The sequence below is a fragment of the Bacteroides sp. FSHCM14E1 genome (genome assembly GCF_019633785.1).
Classification (GTDB): Bacteria; Bacteroidota; Bacteroidia; order Bacteroidales; family Bacteroidaceae; genus Bacteroides; species Bacteroides hominis.
On the sequence record NZ_JADKYL010000003.1, the window covers coordinates 497,053 to 514,539 of the forward strand.

A 17,487-nucleotide genomic window follows, 5' to 3' on the forward strand; every position below is an offset into this window, starting at 1 on the left:
TACGTCTAAACTAATAGAAACCTCTAAAAACGAAATAAAATGAAAACAATCTTTAAAATGTTGTCAACATTACTGTTAACAGCAGGGTTATTGAGCAGTTGCGTATATATGGGTGAAGGTATTCAACCCAGTAAGAAACTCATCACGAGAGATTATAAAGTGAAGGAGTTCAACAAAATTGACGCGGGGACCGTAGGTGACATCTATTACACACAATCCGCAGATGGAAAAACAGACGTACAAATCTATGGGCCGGATAACATTGTGGCGTTAATACAGGTAGCTGTAAAAGATAGTACCTTATTGTTAAGCATCGATAAATCGAAAAAGGTACGCAACTTCAAAAAGATGAAGATAACAATTACATCTCCAACTTTAAACAGTATTTCCTTCAAAGGAGTAGGTGATGTACATATTGATAACGGTTTGACTACCGACAACCTCTATGTGGAAAGCAAAGGAGTAGGTGATATAAAAATTAAATCACTAATCTGCAGTAGCTTAAATGTGCAATCAATGGGTGTAGGAAATGTAAAACTTGAAGGAACAGTTCAGGCAGCTACTCTTCACTCTAAAGGGGTAGGCAATATAGAAGCCGGAAACCTGCAGGCCAATATAGTAGAAGCCAGTTCACAGGGTGTAGGAGATATTACCTGCAACGCAGTAGAATCTATCAATGCAGCTGTACGAGGAGTGGGAAGCATTAAGTATAAAGGTAATCCTACCATAAAATCACTCAATAAAAAAGGAGTGGGAACTATTAAGAATATCTGATACAATAATCACAAGACCATGAAAAAACAATTATTATCATGCCTTACAATTTCCATGCTGTTATTAATCATTGGGGCCTGTTCACAGACAAAGCAGGTGAGTGGAAGTTCAAACTATATCACTAAAGACATAAGAGTCGGTTCTTTCAGCAAAATTAAATCAATGAGCAGTTCGGATATTGTTTATACACAAAAGCAAGGAACTCCCACTGTACAGATTTATGGTCCCGACAACATCGTCCAGTTATTGGAAACCACTGTTGAAGGAAAAACACTGGTGGTTAAATTTAAAAAGAATAGCTCCATCCGCAATAGCGGAAAACTGGAAATCAGAGTATCTTCTCCATCATTAAACCATTTATCCATATATGGCTCAGGAAACACGACCTTTACAAATGGAATGGAGAGCAACGACGATTTAGAAATATGCATTTACGGATCGGGGAACATCAATGGAACCAATTTCTCTTGTACAAAATTGTCAACGCATATTTACGGTTCAGGAAACATCAATTTGAAAAAAATCGATGTACCATGCACAGAAGCAAATATTTCAGGTTCGGGAAATGTATTGCTGAACGGCAAATCGGGCAAAGCCGAGTATCGTATTGCAGGTTCGGGAGATATTAATGCCATAGATTTAAAGACAGAAGATGTCAATGCACATATCAGTGGTTCGGGCAGCATAAAATGTCATGCTACTGAAAACCTGACAGGAGGTGTCAGTGGAAGTGGAAGTGTGGCATACAAAGGTAATCCGCAAATAAACTTTTCAAAAAGAGGATTACGAAAACTTTAAATATAGAAACTCTCTCTTAGTTTAACTTCGCTCTATGAAGACGACGTAGCATAAACATAAAAGGGCTACTGCATCACGCGGTAGCCCATTTATTTAGTTAGTTTTTTATTGAAATTGAGAGAATTGAAACTTCACAGCCTCAAATCAAAAAGTTGTTTTAATTAAGCACACTAACTATATTATATGTTTAAAGCAAATGAAAATGTCTCTTTATCTGTGCAATAAACTCCGGACTCATATTTCCGGTAAAGTTTATTACAGCAAAATGATTCTTTTCGTGCATTAGCATCACCAGTTCAACAATTGTATCCTTCTTTTTACGAACCATAATCTGACAATTCTCAGATTTATCCTTAAAAGAAAGAAACGATTCAAACCTTCCGGTATTCTTCTCAACCACCTTCAAAGCTGCATCAAAATACTTTTTTCCTTCCACATCGGAAGTAAGCACCTGCATACTCTTGAGATTAGAGATCATATCCAGCACCTCTTTATCTTTCTCAGCATCGCTCTTCATTATCTCCTCCATCATTTTCGGACTGATCGTAACACAAGTCAGATTAGAATCCGCCTTATGTTCAGCCATAAAACGTGAAGCAAAGTCCTGGGCCGAAACAGCCACAGACAGCAATGCCATCCAGCACATTAAAAGAACGCTCTTCATTATTTTATTCCTTCATCACTCGAATCGATTCAACCTTCACACTATCTCCGGCGATTTGATCCTGTGATTTATTTATACCTTCAGACACCATCATCAAAGCAGAAGAAACTTGTTTGTAAGCCACTTCGGGATCATCGTATGTGTCCTTATAAGCATCATAATTATAATCCAAAGCCTCATCGGCAAAGAATGTATGTTGCGCTACATTGCCCAATGACAAAATCAACGCAATCACGGCGGCAGCCTTAAACAAAGGCATAAACCTTCCAACCATCGTCAGACGTTTTGCTTTTACTACAGGTGCCTCTACCTGAGCCAGAATACGTTCATCAAAGTCTTCTCCCAGCCCTGCTTCCTGTTGAACTGCCTGATAAACAAACAAGTCCTTGTAACGGAGCAAATGAGCGGGTACCTCTTCCTCCGAAAAGAAAGACCGCAATTCCGATTCCTCTTCCAAAGAAGTCTCACATTGCCAGTATCGCTCTAAAAGCTGTTCTATATACTTATAATCCATATTCATCAATCTCTAAATACCTTTGTTTTACCTTTTGTCTTGCTCTGAAAAGATTCACTTTTACCTGTTCCTCTGTCAGATTCAAGATTTTCGCTATTTCTTTATAGCTTTCCCCTTCTATATCTCTCAACTGCATAATAAGCCGTTGCTTCTCAGGAAGTTCGTTAATCAGACGATGGATGATTGACATTCGTTCCTTATTAATCAACTGATCATAAGGACCGGATGCTTCGGATTCTTCCTCCATTTCCGGTGTGAGTTCCACATTTTGAGCTTCTTTCTTTTGGCTTCGGTCTATGGCCAGATTCTTCGCCACAGTCAGGCAATAAGCCTCAATAGATCCGAACTGTGTCCACTCTTCACGTTTATTCCACACTCTAATCATCGTATCCTGAACAACATCCTCTGCTTCGGCCCTGTCGAAGGTGATTCGGAGTGCCAAACGAAAGAGTTTATCTTTCAATGGCAATATGTCGTCTCGGAAGCTGATTTCTTGCATCTCTATTAAGTTGACGGGTGAGTTGGTGAAAAGTTACAGATGTATTCCTCTTTTTTTTGAATTATTTTTTTATCCGGGTTCCTCCACCTTTGTGAATGGCTGACGCTAAGGTTATTATCACCTCAGACACACCTGCATTTATTGCTTCAAAAGAATTCTCAAGTTTCGGTATCATGCCTCCCTGAATAACCCCCTCGGCAATGTAGCGTTGAAACTCAGCATGATTAATTTGGGGGATGACACTCTCATCATCATTTTCATCACGAAGCACGCCTTTCTTTTCGAAACAATAAACCAAAGTCACATCAAAAATAGCAGAAAGAGCCTTCGCCGTTTCTCCGGCAATGGTATCTGCATTCGTATTCAGCATATTCCCCTGTCCGTCATGCGTCAACGGTGCCATCACCGGAACCACTCCTTTATGAATCAAATCAGAAAGCAATGTGGCATCTACCTGCTCTACATCCCCGACAAATCCATAATCGACCTCTTTTACGGGGCGCTTCATCGAACGGATTACATTCATATCCGCTCCGGTCAGCCCCAGGGCATTGACCCCACGGGCTTGCAATCCGGCTACAATATTCTTGTTTACCAACCCACCATAGACCATTGTCACAACCTTCAGTGTCTCCGCATCGGTTATACGGCGTCCATTGACCATTTTACTGTCAATCCCCAGTAAAGCAGCTATCTTTGTAGCCGAACGTCCCCCTCCATGAACAAGTACCTTATGCCCTTCAATGGCAGCAAAATCATCCAGTAACTGCTTCAATGTAGCTTCTTCTTCTACGATTTTGCCACCAACTTTAATGACTGTCAGTTTTTCCTTCATATTCTTTCTATTTACAAATTACGATTTATACTCCATCAGGTTACAAGCCACGAGCTACAAGAAACGAGACTGATATCATGTGCAGTATTCGTAACTTGTAGCTCGTCATTTATAAAATGATAGTTCTTTTTATTTATTCAAGGTATGTGTATCCGTACAAGCCCGAACGATAATTGGAAAGGAACTCTTTTCCTTCTTCTACAGAAATCTTCCCTTCTTTTACAGATTTTGTTACCCATGTTTCAAGAGTACGAACCAGCTTTTTCGGGTTATATTGCACGTAATCGAGCACTTCTGCGACCGTTTCCCCGTCAATAATCTGTTCGATATTATACCCCTTCTCATTGACAGAAACATGCACCGCATTCGTGTCTCCAAACAGATTATGCATATCTCCCAGGATTTCCTGATAAGCCCCTACCAAAAAGACCGCTACATAGTAAGGCTCTTTCTGCTTCAGGCTATGTACCGGCATATAATGTGCTACATTCCGGGTAGAGATAAAATTGGCTATCTTTCCATCGGAATCACAGGTAATGTCCTGCAAGGTAGCCGAGCGGTCCGGTTTTTCATCCAAACGCTGAATGGGCATAATCGGAAATATCTGGTCGATCGCCCAAGAATCCGGAAGCGACTGAAAAAGTGAGAAGTTACAGAAATATTTATCAGCCAACAATTTAGACAATCCGCGGAATTCATCGGGAGCATGTTTCAGTCCACCGGCAATTTGATTGATTTCACGAGTAATAGACCAGTAAAGACGTTCTATCTGAGCACGTGTCTTCAGGTCTACGATACCATGGCTGAACAGATCGAGTGCCTCTTCACGTATCTGCTGGGCATCATGCCATGCTTCAAGCATCTTGTTCTGATTCAATGTATCCCAAATGCCATAAAGTTCCTGTACCAGTTCATGCGCATCCGGAGCAATCTCCTCTTCATCATCCCATTCCGGCAAAGTAGCCGTCTCAAGTACCTCAAAAATCAAGACAGAGTGGTGTGCAGTCAGAGCCCTGCCACTCTCAGTGATAATATTGGGATGGGGAATACCGTTTTTGTCACTGGCATCCACTAACGTGGAAATAGAGTCGTTGACATACTCCTGAATAGAGTAATTGACACTACTCTCACTACTTGACGAACGGGTGCCGTCATAATCAACTCCAAGACCACCGCCAATATCAACAAATTCCACTTTGAAACCCATCGCATGGAGCTGCACATAGAACTGAGAAGCTTCACGCAATGCTGTCTTGATACGGCGTATCTTTGTCACCTGACTTCCGATATGGAAGTGTATCAGTTTCAGACAATCCTTCATGCCTTTACTTTCCAGAAAGTCAAGTGCCTCAAGCAACTCACTGGAAGTCAGTCCGAACTTACTGGCATCTCCTCCTGACTCTTCCCACTTTCCGCTTCCTGAAGAAGCCAATTTGATACGGATACCAATATTAGGCTGTACATTCAGCTGCTTTGCCATGCGGGCAATCAGCTTCAACTCATTCATCTTTTCAACTACCAGAAAGATACGTTTACCCATCTTCTGTGCCAGCAAAGCAAGCTCAATATAGCTTTCGTCTTTATAGCCGTTGCAGATAATAAGAGAGTCAGAATCCGTATTGACAGCAATCACTGCATGCAGTTCGGGCTTGGAACCGGCTTCAAGGCCCAAATTAAATTTCTTGCCATGGCTGATAATTTCTTCAACAACCGGGCGCATCTGATTCACTTTAATCGGATAGATGATAAAATTCTGGGCTTTGTATCCATACTCTTCGGATGCCTGTTTAAAACAATAGGCAGTCTTTTCAATACGGTTGTCCAGAATATCCGGAAAACGCACCAGCATAGGAGCCGCCACATCACGCAACTGCAACTCGTCGACCAATTCTTTCAAATCGACGGCTACGCCATCTTTTCGCGGTGTAACAACAACATGACCTTTGTCATTAATACCAAAGTATGAAGTCCCCCAACCTGTGATGTTGTAAAGTTCTTCAGAATCTTCAATACGCCACTTTCTCATTTTTCTGTTATTCAGTTGTTTTTAATAAATAATTGGACGGCAAAAATACGTATTAATCTACAGGTTGCCAATTAAATTGATATTAAATAATCGTTCCTGATATCCGCTATTTCCGTTACGCGCATCATACAAGCCTGCCAATTCATCCGCTTGTCTATAAAAATAATTACGTAGCGCAGCCACAGAATATACTCCGTCAACCCGGTAAAGTGGAAAATCCTCCGGTAAAGCCAGACTGACCTCTTCACGCTGCTCGTAGTTTAGAGCCTCCACCATATCACACGAGAAACGGTATCTTTTCTGCATATTAGTATTCAGACTCCATGGGATACAACGTTCTACATACTCCCAGCCTCTGTCCGGATCAGTCATAAAATAATAAGCAATGAATAGCCCAAGATAAAGAAGCAGATATTCATCTTTTTCTCTTCCCGCCAAAGCTTCTTCGGCCCGTGCACGCATATCCGCCGCTATCTCCGGCTTCCCGGCTTTATAAGCATAATATGCCAATTTCAGATAAGCTCTCAGATTGGCTTCGTAACAAGAAATTTGCTTGGAAATTAAAGGTTGCGCACGATTATAGGCCTCTTCAAACTGTCCAGTTTCAAGATAATAATCCAACATGAAGTTCAGCTCACAAGCTTCACAAGTCAGGTCATCCATCTTTTCCGCCAGCATCTTATCTATGTAATCTTTGGCTTTCGTATATTCCCTCATTTTAGTGTATTCCACAGACAACCGGTGATAATATGTACGCAATGAATAACCATTGCGCAAAATACGGGTTTTATAATCTTCACCTACCGCTTCCACCTGCTCCATCGGTATACTGGGAAGATCAAAGGTACAAGACCATATCCATTTGTATTTCCATAAGATATCATCCTCATTAATCAAATCCTTATGGTTTTCATAGTTGTCCAGGATTTTAGAGAACACCGCGATCTCTTCAGCATCTGCCGAGAGGAGATTCAATTCATAGATAAGGTCCAGCCTCATCTCTACAGCCCATTGTATATCTTCATTCTCATCTGCAATGCGAACAGCCTCTTTCAGTAGATTGGCTTTCTCACGGGGATGCAGGTTATCATTTTGTGCCTGCAACAGTAGCTTTTGTATCTCAAGTGTGTATTTCATACTTTTGTTTAATTGAGGAAGTTTATAAAATCATTCATTTTAGTAGTCATCAGTTCAGAAAGAGAGTGATTGAAAAGTTCCATTTCCTCACTGTTTACAGGATATTTGCCTTGTAACAGCGATTGTACATAAAGAATGCACACTACATGCTGAAACAGTTTATTGTCTCCTTGAATTTGCAGTAATGTCTGTACCATCTCGTTATCGGCATTGAAAGTCAATGTAGGCGGTAAGCGTTTTTTAGCATTTACCGAACCCAGTACTGCTGCCAACGGATTATTGGCGACTTTGCTGTTCTCTTCTTTCTCTTCGGCCACAAATATAACCGGAGTATCCACCGGTGTAAAATGTTTCAAGCGGCAGATACAGCCAAAACGTTTCAACAGCTCACTGGCTTTTGCCTCAAAGGCCCGGTGTTCTTTGTTACCTTCCACTTCAGCAAACTGCTCCAACAGACGAGCGGGTGAGATCTCCTCCAAAGTCAGTTCCTGATTAAGACGGGCATACTTCTTTAACAGCGTTTCATCAAATGTATAGGCAGCATTGATCACCAACCGGCCTTGTGCACCGGCTATTCTCCGTACTTGCCTGAAGTCTTCCAGATTACGTGTATAGCCAATGGTATTCCCCGCCGAACGGATGCTCCCGAAACTTCGTATTCCCCTGTTCGTTTCAAAGGGCAGGTAATCCATAAACAAACGTAGCAGTTCATTATCTTCCGAAGCTATGGCTTTAATATGGAAATGATGGACATCCAGTATTTTGTCAAACACCGATCGATTGTTCTGCACCAATCCTCGAAGATACTCCTTAATAGTAACCCCGATCTCTTTGCGGGCATCTTTCAATAAATCATTGCTGACAAACGACTCGCGCGACGCAGTAGAAAGAAGCCCGTCGGCATTTACCAAACATCGAATGAAGAATGCCCATGAGGGCAAAAGGTTACAATCATCTTCACTCAACAACATCCGCTTCAAATACACCTTATGCGAGTTACGTACAGAAAATTGTGTACGATAAGGCAATACGTAGAGTACGCCTTCTACCCGCCCGCTCTCTGTACGGATACGAAAGACATCAAGAGCAGACGACTGAAAAACCTTCGTCCCATAGTCCAATAACTCTTTTCGGGTAGCTTTCGGATTGAGCCAGACCGGTGACGGGGTATTAACCAGTTCTTCTTCCTCTCCACGATGCAGATAAATCGGGTAAGGCAACACCTCTCCATAACTGATCAGTATTTTCTTGAACACTTCATACTCAAACAAATGAGTCCACTCACTTTTGGGGCACAACACGACCCTTGAACCTATCGCCCACTCTTCTTCGGGAAAAGTGGTCTGATAAGTGCCATCCACCTTTCCACACCAGCAGACGGGGCTTCCTCCCATTGCCGACCGGCTCTCTACCCTAATTTCATTGGTCACCACGAAACAAGACAGCAAGCCTATGCCGAACCGACCGATAAAATCGTCTGCATCGGGGGTATCTCTCTTCGAGCTTTCACCAATAACCGTAAGAAAACGATGGACTTCCTCTTCTTTCAAGCCGATCCCATTGTCCTGAAAGACCACCGAACCGTCCTCTTTCAGAAAAACATCAATACGCCCGGCATAACTTTCGTCGATATTATGAAGTGCGGTAATAGCATCTACACAATTCTGCAACAACTCCCTGACAAAGGTATTCGGGTTACTATAAATATGTTCTGATAACAGGGCAATCATCCCTTTTAGATTGACCTGAAACAGATTATTACCTTCTTTTTCCATTTTACTTTAGCGTTGTCTTCTTCCTGTAATCTTCAAGGCTTTCTCATTTCCATTCTCAGCAGCCTTCTCAAACCACTCCATGGCAATCTCATCATTTTCCTCTACTCCGTTTCCCATCAGATAAGCATTACCCAATTCGAACTGTGCTTTATCACTGTTATGCTCTGCAGCCTTCATCAGCCATTGAATACCTGTTTCCGCATCGGGCACACAACCTTCACCGTACATCAGCATTTTGCCTAAATAATAGTAAGAAGCCACATTCTCATTTCCGGCAGCATCATTAAACCAACGGTAGGCTTCTGCATAATTCTGTTTTACACCGACTCCATTGTAATAACACAATCCGGTGCGGTACATACTCATGACATTTCCACTGTCCGCAGCTAACGTGTAATATTTAAACGCCTCGGTTTCATTGTCCTCCACCCCGATTCCCATCTCGTAGCAGATTCCCAGCCCTTCGTTATAACATTCTGACTCAGCAGCTTTTTTAAAGTAGTTGAAAGCCTTCTCCGATTCATTCAGTTTGTCATAGTCATAGAGATAGTACTCACCCATGCGCAGCATAGCTAAGGGAATATCATTGGCGACCGCCTTCTCATACCACTCCACAGCCTGTTTATTATCTTCCGGACAAGCGCCATAACCAAAGAAATAGTAATCTCCCATCTTAAACTGAGCGTAGCCATAATCTTGTTCGGCCGCTTTGGTCATATATTCAACTGCCTGATGCGGGTTCTCTTCTACCCCACTGCCATATTCATAAGCCAGTCCTAACTCCGTAAGGCAACGCGGTTCGTTGTTCTCCGCCCCTTTAGCAAACCATTCGAGAGCCTTATCCGGATTCTCTTCCGTACCAATCCCATTCTTATAGCAACGTCCGAGAGCAAAGATTGCATCTCCGTCTCCCCTTCCGGCCGCCTTTTCATACCAAGCGAATGCCTCTACGGGTTGTGGTTCACCGATGATTCCTCTGTCCAAATAAAGACCTACACGATACATCGCATAAGGGTACTCCTCCTCAGCGGCTTTCTGAAACAATTCGAAAGCTTTCCCATAATTCTGTTCTACCACATCTCCATTTTCATATAAGAATCCTAACTCTACCAATGCAAAGCATGAACCTAACCCCGCAGCCTTTTCATAATAGGCTTTTGACTTCTCAGCATCCGTAACACCGGCGTATCCGTTAGCCAGATAAAGAGCCGCCCGGGAGTATCCGTCAGCATTATTCATAGATGCCGCCTTCTCATAATACTCCATGGCTTTCAGGTAATCCGGATCTTCGGAAAGTAATCCGCGTTCATACATCCAACCGATACGGTAGGCCGCATTACCGGACCCCAATTCAATAGCTTTCTCCAGCAACTGCCGTGCACGTTGGATATCTTCTTCCACCAATTCACCGTTAAAGTAAATATTAGCAAGAGTCTCAAAAGCCTCTACATAATTATCGTCAATGCAACGCTGCAGGCACATCAAACCACGTTCTACATTTTTATACTCATCATTATAAAGGTAAATCAAAGCTAATTCATAGGCGCAATACGATTCGCAGTAAAGCATTCCCTTCTCCAACCATTCAATGGCTTTAGGCATGTCAAGCCACTCTTCTTCCTGATAATTATACCCCAGGAAATTGGCTGCAGACCATACACCGGCATGCCAGGCTTTCTCCCATAACTCAAACGCCAGCTCTTTCTTTTTACCAAGTTCCGGATAACGGAAATAGAGCGTAGCCAGATTCTTGAGAGAATATAAATTAGGAACAAGTTCAAGAGACTTCTCATAGCATGCTGCCTCTTCGGCCACATTTCCTTCTTCTACGTCCAGTGCATCGCCCATAGCGGCATAAACATGAGCACGCAGACGGTGTCCTTCAGGGAGTTCACCAAGCAGTTCTTTCCGCATAAGCAAAGCTTTCTCTTTACTACCGGTGTGTTGTTCGGCATAGGCCCGGTAGTATTTTCCCCATAACACAGCCTCGGGTGAAGACAGAGCCTCAAAGCGGCGCTCTCCTTCCGCTTTATCCTGTTCACAATAGAAGCCCATATAACGCCAATAGGCAACGGTTGCCTCAGCTTCCGGACTTCCCATAGCTGCCGCCTTCTCATAATAAGGAAATAAGAGACTGAGATCACGTGTCCCATAACGGGCTTCTGAATATTGCGCACCTTTCTGCGACCAACCGGCACCGTTAAATACAGCTACACGATCGCATATACTTATCACCTTCTCCCACCAATAAGCATACTCTTCTTCATTAAGATCCACCTCTACATTACAATCGTATGCACTGAATATCTGTTCAAAAAAGTCAGCTGTGAGCGTTTCATCTTCCTGTGTATCCAATGCGTACTCACATACAGCAAGTGCTTCCCACCAGTTTTCGGCATTCAGCAATGTAGCAGGTGTAAACTGAGGGAACCATGCGGCGGCAGGTTTCCCGGATGCCCGGACTTGACGGGATAAGGCTTCGAATTTCTCTTTTAAAGTTTCCATAATTGTCTGATCGTTTTATTTGGGTTGTAAGATACCGGAAGGCACAAAACCTCACAGCGACTGCAAGATAGTAATATTGGTCGACTGAACAAAAAATAGAGAAGAAAAAGAATGATTGCCGAATCAGAAAATAAGTTTTCTTAGAGTTTAGCTTACTATGTGCAAATCCAGAAGTTTGCGCAATTGTTCCACGGAAGTTTCAATCTGCTTGCGATCCTCCAATTCGTCAGCACAGAAAATATATTTAGCCTGACGATAAAAAGATGAACGTTTTTCAAGCGCCTGTATTATAAAATCAAACAGTTCGTCATCTTCCTTTCCTTGCAGTATGGGGCGCTGCTGCTTGGCAACCCGTAACCGACGAAACAGCACTTTGGGGTCTACATCCAAAAAAACAGTAGTACCAACCCGGTTCATATACTCCATGTTGTCGAAAAAGCAAGGCGCTCCTCCCCCTGTAGAGATTACCACATCTTCAAATTCACCAACCTCATGTAACATGCTCTTTTCAAGTTCCCTAAAGCCGGACTCTCCCCGCTCGGTAAATAATTCTCCGACCGCCTTGTGAAAACGTTCTTCAATATACCAATCCAGATCGATAAATGGGACATGTAGTTCTCGTGCGAGAGCTTTTCCTAACGTAGTTTTCCCGGCCCCCATATAGCCGGTCAGAAATATACGAATCATAAGCAAACGGCATTTTGGTGCAAAGATAGATATTTATTAATAGAACAACCAATAACCCGGATGGTAACTTTTCGCATGCAAGCATGAAAATAAAAACAATCCTATACGTACCCCTCATACAAAAAATGCATTTCGATCTTCCATCTTCCACCTTTCGGAACATTAGCAGATGGTTATCAATAAATTAAAGAGGTGGAAGATCGCATTTTCAAGGCATTTATCTTCCACCTCTATCTTCCATCTTCCACCCTCTTTTTTTAAGTAAAACTCGAAATACACCACTGATTCCCAATAGCATACCATTAGTTCCTTATCTATATTCGCCTATTATACCATTTTATTTTCCTTAATACCTTTTCTGTTTATGCTTCTTTCTTTATCCCAGCCCGGGTACGCAGACCCATGAGCCCGTATACCTGTGCCCATGAGCCCGGGTATGCGGGCCCATGGGCACAGCTACCCGGGCCGGAATAAGGGCACTGTTCTTCTTCATAACAAACTTAATCATAACACATTGCAGACAAAGCCATGTAACGCTACTCAGTAAGTTCTTACCAAAGATAAAACGATATTAATCCTTCCGGTTAAATGAATATACCTTATTTAAAGACCTTCACTCTGGAATCCAGATCTTTAAAATCCTTATCACCCGGTCCTTGCACAGGAAGTCCAAACGGCATTTCGGCAATCAAGTGCCACTCTTCCGGTAGGTGCCAGGTATGACGCACTTCTTCGTCAATTAGTGGATTATAATGTTGCAGGGAAGCTCCGAAACCGGCATCTTCCAACATTGTCCAAACCGCCAACTGATGCATCGCAGACGTTTGCAACGACCACCCCGGAAAATTATCTTTATAACTACTGAAAGCATTCTGGAGCCCCTTCACAACCGACTGGTCTTCAAAGAATAAAACAGTTCCATAACCACTGGCAAAAGAATTATCAATTTTAGCTTCAGTCGTTTTAAAAACTTCCGGTGGAACAATCTTTCGCAATGTTTCTTTTACAATATGCCATAGTTTCTTGTGATTCTCACCCAACAACAGCACTACACGAGTGGACTGAGAGTTAAATGCAGAGGGCACATGGGTTACAGCAAGATTGACAATCCGCTCTATCTCCTCATCAGAAACCGGAGACTGATTTGTTATCGAATAATAGGTCCTTCTATGCTTGAGGGCCTCTTCGAAGGATTTTTTCATAAAAATACTCCTTTCTTTTTTACATTGGTTCTTTGAAATTAAAACAACCTATAAACGAAAGTTGTTCGGTAATAGAATATATTCGTACCTTTACTGCCCAATAAGCTGAAAACACCAAGTATGGCCAAACAAAAATATTACGTTGTATGGGATGGAGTAACTCCCGGCATTTATACATCCTGGACCGAATGTCAGCTGCAGGTGAAAGGATATGATAGTGCCAAATATAAATCTTTCGATAACCGGGAGGAAGCAGAACGTGCTTTCGCTTCATCACCTTATGCTTATATCGGCAAGAATGCTAAGAAGAAAACAGCTGATTCCCCTACCCCCCCAGACACACTCCCGGCAGCGGTCATTGAAAACAGCCTTGCAGTAGACGCAGCATGCAGTGGTAATCCTGGACCTATGGAGTACCGTGGCGTTCACGTCGCAAGCCAACAAGAGATTTTTCATTTCGGCCCGATGAAGGGTACCAACAATATCGGCGAGTTTCTGGCATTGGTACATGGGCTCGCTTTACTGAAACAGAAAGGATTCGACATGCCTATCTATAGCGATAGCGCAAATGCAATCAGCTGGGTAAAACAAAAAAAATGCAAGACAAAACTTCCCCGGACCGCTGAAACAGAAAAATTGTTCGGATTGATAGAACGTGCAGAAAAATGGCTTAAAGAAAATAAATATTCCACCCCAATATTGAAGTGGGAAACCAAGCAATGGGGAGAAATCCCGGCAGACTTCGGAAGAAAATAAGGATTGTATCGTATCACCCCCAATAACAAATAAATCCCGAAAGGAATACTACCGAAAAAATTTCTTTCAAACATGATAACGTTCAACCGCCTCAAAGATCCTTTCTTCTGATATCGAATTAGCCTATAACCCCGGTAGGGCAAATCCACCTTGCCCTACCCGCCTTAGCAAAAAAGTTATTATTAAAAAGTGAGGGAGTTCACTATCTCTCTGCCATGCCTACAGCGACTGCATGTCATTCAGTCGTTTATAATAACCGTTTTTAGCCAATAATTCTTCGTGTTTTCCACGTTCTACTATTTCTCCTTCATATAGTACACATATTTCATCTGCGTTCTTGATGGTAGAGAGACGGTGGGCAATAGCAATGGTGGTACGTGTTTTCATTAAACGCTCCAATGCCTCCTGTACCAACCGTTCCGACTCAGTGTCTAAAGCAGAAGTAGCCTCGTCAAGAATCAAAATCGGAGGATTCTTCAAGATAGCCCGTGCTATACTGATACGCTGACGCTGGCCTCCGGAAAGTTTACTGCCCCGGTCACCTATATTCGTATGATAGCCGTCTTCTTTCTCCATGATAAAATCGTGAGCATTGGCAATCTTGGCAGCCTCAATCACTTGCTCCATCGTAGCATTTTCTACACCAAAAGCTATATTATTAAAGAAAGTATCGTTAAACAAGATGGCTTCCTGATTGACATTCCCGATCAGGCTGCGCAAGTCGGAGATGCGAACGTCTTTAATGCTGACTCCGTCAATAGTAATCGCTCCTTCCTGTACATCGTGATAACGGGGCAACAAATCTACCAATGTAGATTTCCCTGAACCGGACTGTCCAACCAAAGCAACGGTCTTACCTTTAGGTACAGTGAGGTTAATATGTTGAAGCACTTCTTTCTTTCCATCATAGCTGAAAGAAATATCCCTAAATTCTACTTTCTCTTTTAACCCATTCAGCGGCTTCGGTTCAGGAATCTCCACAATCTTATTTTCCGCTTTCAGAATCTTATCCACACGCTCCATCGAAGCCAAACCTTTAGGAATATTATACCCGGCTTTTGAAAATTCCTTCAAAGGATTGATTACGCTATAAAGGATGGTCAGATATACCATAAAAGTAGAAGCATCAATAGAAGAATGACTGCTCAAAATCAGTGAACCGCCAAACCAAAGCACAATTACAATCATGGTCGTACCTAAAAACTCACTCATCGGATGGGCTAATGCCTGACGGGTCGCCACTTTATTGGTTGCCTCCCGAAACTCGTTACTGCATTTCAGGAAACGATTCATCATCTTATTTTCAGCAATGAAAGCCTTAATGATACGAAGTCCTCCTAATGTTTCTTCCAGTTGCGACATCGTATCGCTCCACTTTGCCTGAGCTTCAAGGGATTGACGTTTCAGTTTTTTGCCTACCGTACCCATCACCCATCCCATCAATGGTACAACCAATAAAGTGAAAAGGGTTAGTTGCCAACTGATTACAAGCAGTGTAGTAAAATAAGCGATTATCAAGATCGGATTCTTTACCAACATATCCAATGAACTGGTAACCGAGTTCTCTATTTCTCCCACGTCCCCGCTCATACGGGCTATGATATCTCCTTTTCGCTCCTCCGAGAAGAATCCAAGTGGCAAACGAATCACTTTATCATAGACCATCACTCGAATATCCCGTACCACACCGGTACGCAAAGGAATCATCACGGCTGACGAAGCGAAATAGCAGAATGTTTTAAAGAAAGTCATTACCACTAAAAAGAGCCCTAACAACATCAGAGTAAAAGAAGCGCCGTTGATCTGGATCATATCTGAAACATAATAATAGAAATTATTTATCAGAAGGTCCTTTGTACTAATTGAAGCAGTATCCCATGGGATAAACTCATATACATCTTTATCAACCTTAAATAATATCTGTAGAATGGGGGCTATCAAAGAAAAAGAAAATATATTCAGAATGGCCGAGAATAAATTCAGTATCAACGCCCATATTACATACTTCTTGTAAGGCGGTACAAAACGCCGCATAAGTTGAAAAAATTCCTTCATTACTTACTATTAAATGATTAAGTTGCAAAGATAACAGAAAATATTCAGCAAGTTACTATTCAGAGAGTAGAAAGTCAGTGGCGAATTAAGCAGATGCTCTCTTTTTATACTGCAAAAACAACCACGCATCCCATAAAGCTATCAAATATATATTCAGAAAAACAAAAACAATATGTTATCTTTGCAACGTACAAAGACAATAGCATATTACTAAACCTAAATAAAAATGGAAAAATCGGGAACACTCCCCCTTATCAGCATTATTGTGCCTGTATACAATGTAGAGGCATATCTACATCAATGCCTGCAATCAATTTTGGATCAGACATATACTAACCTGGAGATTATTGTTGTAGATGATGGTTCCACAGACCATTCACCTGCTATTTGTGACCATTTTGCAGCCTTAGACGCTCGTGTGAAAGTGATACACAAAAAAAATGGTGGACAAAGTGCTGCCCGCAATATCGGTTTAGACACAGCATCCGGAGAATATATCGGTTTTGTGGATAGTGATGATTGGATTGATAACGATATGTATGAGACACTTTATAATCTAATCAGTCAATACGGAGCAGATATATCTGCCTGCACACATTATCTGGAATATGAGGATGGCAGACCAACTGTCTACAGATCGAAAGAGGAAATAATGACTTTCAACCATGCAGATGTTATGAAAACATTGTTTGAAGATAAGATTATAAAAAATTATGTCGTAGAAAAATTATATAAACGTGACCTATTTACCGGATTATATTTCCCTATTGGACAAGTTTTTGAGGACATATCCCTAAGTTATAAGATATTTGATAGATCCAACAAAACAGTATTAAAATATAAACCTAAATATCACTACAGAATTCGTTTGGGAAGCACTACTAATTCTTCGTTCAGCCCTCTCAAAGGAATACAATATGTGCAAGCCATACACGAACAATACCAATTCATGAAAAAACGTCAACTAATCAATGACAAACCTGTAATGATTATAAAGAAAAGCATCCACTTAATCAATCACACGATTATACTCCCCTCCTCAACACTCAACAATGAGGTCATTGACAAAACATTAGAGATTATGCACCAATATGATTATCTAAAACCACAAGATATCGGAGTGTCAAGAACCATCAAACGATATTTCATTTATCATCATTTCAGAATATATAAAATAGGAATGACACTTTATCGCAAACTGATTCCCAAGAAGAGAAAAGTTTAAACTTATATTCTCCTAAAAAGGTATTCATACAAAAG

15 protein-coding genes are annotated in these 17,487 nt (G+C 41.7%); 4 read left to right on the top strand and 11 right to left on the bottom strand.

Going from position 1 to position 17,487, the window contains the following annotated elements:
• Positions 1-39 precede the first annotated feature (39 nt).
• Both ISX59_RS07605 and ISX59_RS07610 read left to right on the top strand, forming a co-directional pair.
• Positions 40-774, top strand: coding sequence for a head GIN domain-containing protein (locus ISX59_RS07605; RefSeq protein ID WP_005812213.1), 735 nt, complete (start codon positions 40-42; stop codon positions 772-774).
• A gap of 18 nt (positions 775-792) precedes the next feature.
• The gene (locus ISX59_RS07610; RefSeq protein ID WP_005812215.1) at positions 793-1,572 is read left to right on the top strand and encodes a head GIN domain-containing protein; all 780 of its coding nucleotides are present in this window, start codon (positions 793-795) and stop codon (positions 1,570-1,572) included.
• A 187-nt stretch (positions 1,573-1,759) separates the two neighbouring features.
• On the opposite strand, the gene ISX59_RS07615 is transcribed toward ISX59_RS07610, so the two are convergent.
• From ISX59_RS07615 to ISX59_RS07660, 10 genes are all read right to left on the bottom strand, one after another.
• Entirely contained in the window at positions 1,760-2,236 is a 477-nt protein-coding gene (locus ISX59_RS07615; RefSeq protein WP_005779373.1) for a DUF4252 domain-containing protein, read from the bottom strand.
• A gap of 4 nt (positions 2,237-2,240) precedes the next feature.
• Entirely contained in the window at positions 2,241-2,750 is a 510-nt protein-coding gene (locus ISX59_RS07620; RefSeq protein WP_005779375.1) for a hypothetical protein, read from the bottom strand.
• Positions 2,740-3,249: an RNA polymerase sigma factor gene (locus tag ISX59_RS07625; RefSeq protein WP_005779377.1), complete on the bottom strand. Its 510-nt coding sequence runs from the start codon at positions 3,247-3,249 to the stop codon at positions 2,740-2,742. Before ISX59_RS07625 ends, ISX59_RS07620 begins: the two co-directional genes overlap by 11 nt.
• Before the next feature lie 61 nt (positions 3,250-3,310).
• Entirely contained in the window at positions 3,311-4,084 is a 774-nt protein-coding gene (gene argB, locus ISX59_RS07630) for an acetylglutamate kinase (protein WP_032531031.1), read from the bottom strand.
• Positions 4,085-4,217: 133 nt separating this feature from the next.
• Positions 4,218-6,110: a biosynthetic arginine decarboxylase gene (speA, locus tag ISX59_RS07635; protein ID WP_005779381.1), complete on the bottom strand. Its 1,893-nt coding sequence runs from the start codon at positions 6,108-6,110 to the stop codon at positions 4,218-4,220.
• 57 nt (positions 6,111-6,167) lie between these two features.
• A complete protein-coding gene (locus ISX59_RS07640; RefSeq protein ID WP_005812223.1) occupies positions 6,168-7,247 on the bottom strand; it encodes a hypothetical protein in 1,080 nt (359 codons plus the stop codon).
• Positions 7,248-7,255: 8 nt separating this feature from the next.
• Entirely contained in the window at positions 7,256-9,022 is a 1,767-nt protein-coding gene (locus ISX59_RS07645; RefSeq protein WP_032540415.1) for an HSP90 family protein, read from the bottom strand.
• A gap of 6 nt (positions 9,023-9,028) precedes the next feature.
• A complete protein-coding gene (locus ISX59_RS07650; RefSeq protein WP_032540416.1) occupies positions 9,029-11,527 on the bottom strand; it encodes a tetratricopeptide repeat protein in 2,499 nt (832 codons plus the stop codon).
• 147 nt (positions 11,528-11,674) lie between these two features.
• Positions 11,675-12,214: a shikimate kinase gene (locus tag ISX59_RS07655; protein ID WP_005812227.1), complete on the bottom strand. Its 540-nt coding sequence runs from the start codon at positions 12,212-12,214 to the stop codon at positions 11,675-11,677.
• A 599-nt stretch (positions 12,215-12,813) separates the two neighbouring features.
• Positions 12,814-13,416 carry a nitroreductase family protein gene (locus tag ISX59_RS07660; protein WP_005779392.1) on the bottom strand — a complete coding sequence of 201 codons (603 nt, stop codon included), beginning with the start codon at positions 13,414-13,416 and terminating at the stop codon, positions 12,814-12,816.
• A gap of 120 nt (positions 13,417-13,536) precedes the next feature.
• Between ISX59_RS07660 and ISX59_RS07665 the strand changes: the two genes are divergently transcribed.
• Positions 13,537-14,172 carry a viroplasmin family protein gene (locus tag ISX59_RS07665; RefSeq protein WP_032540417.1) on the top strand — a complete coding sequence of 212 codons (636 nt, stop codon included), beginning with the start codon at positions 13,537-13,539 and terminating at the stop codon, positions 14,170-14,172.
• A 219-nt stretch (positions 14,173-14,391) separates the two neighbouring features.
• Here the strand turns inward: ISX59_RS07665 and ISX59_RS07670 are convergent, their stop codons facing one another.
• Positions 14,392-16,227: an ABC transporter ATP-binding protein gene (locus tag ISX59_RS07670; protein WP_005779396.1), complete on the bottom strand. Its 1,836-nt coding sequence runs from the start codon at positions 16,225-16,227 to the stop codon at positions 14,392-14,394.
• A 226-nt stretch (positions 16,228-16,453) separates the two neighbouring features.
• Between ISX59_RS07670 and ISX59_RS07675 the strand changes: the two genes are divergently transcribed.
• Entirely contained in the window at positions 16,454-17,452 is a 999-nt protein-coding gene (locus tag ISX59_RS07675) for a glycosyltransferase (RefSeq protein WP_022011204.1), read from the top strand.
• Positions 17,453-17,487: the final 35 nt, after the last annotated feature.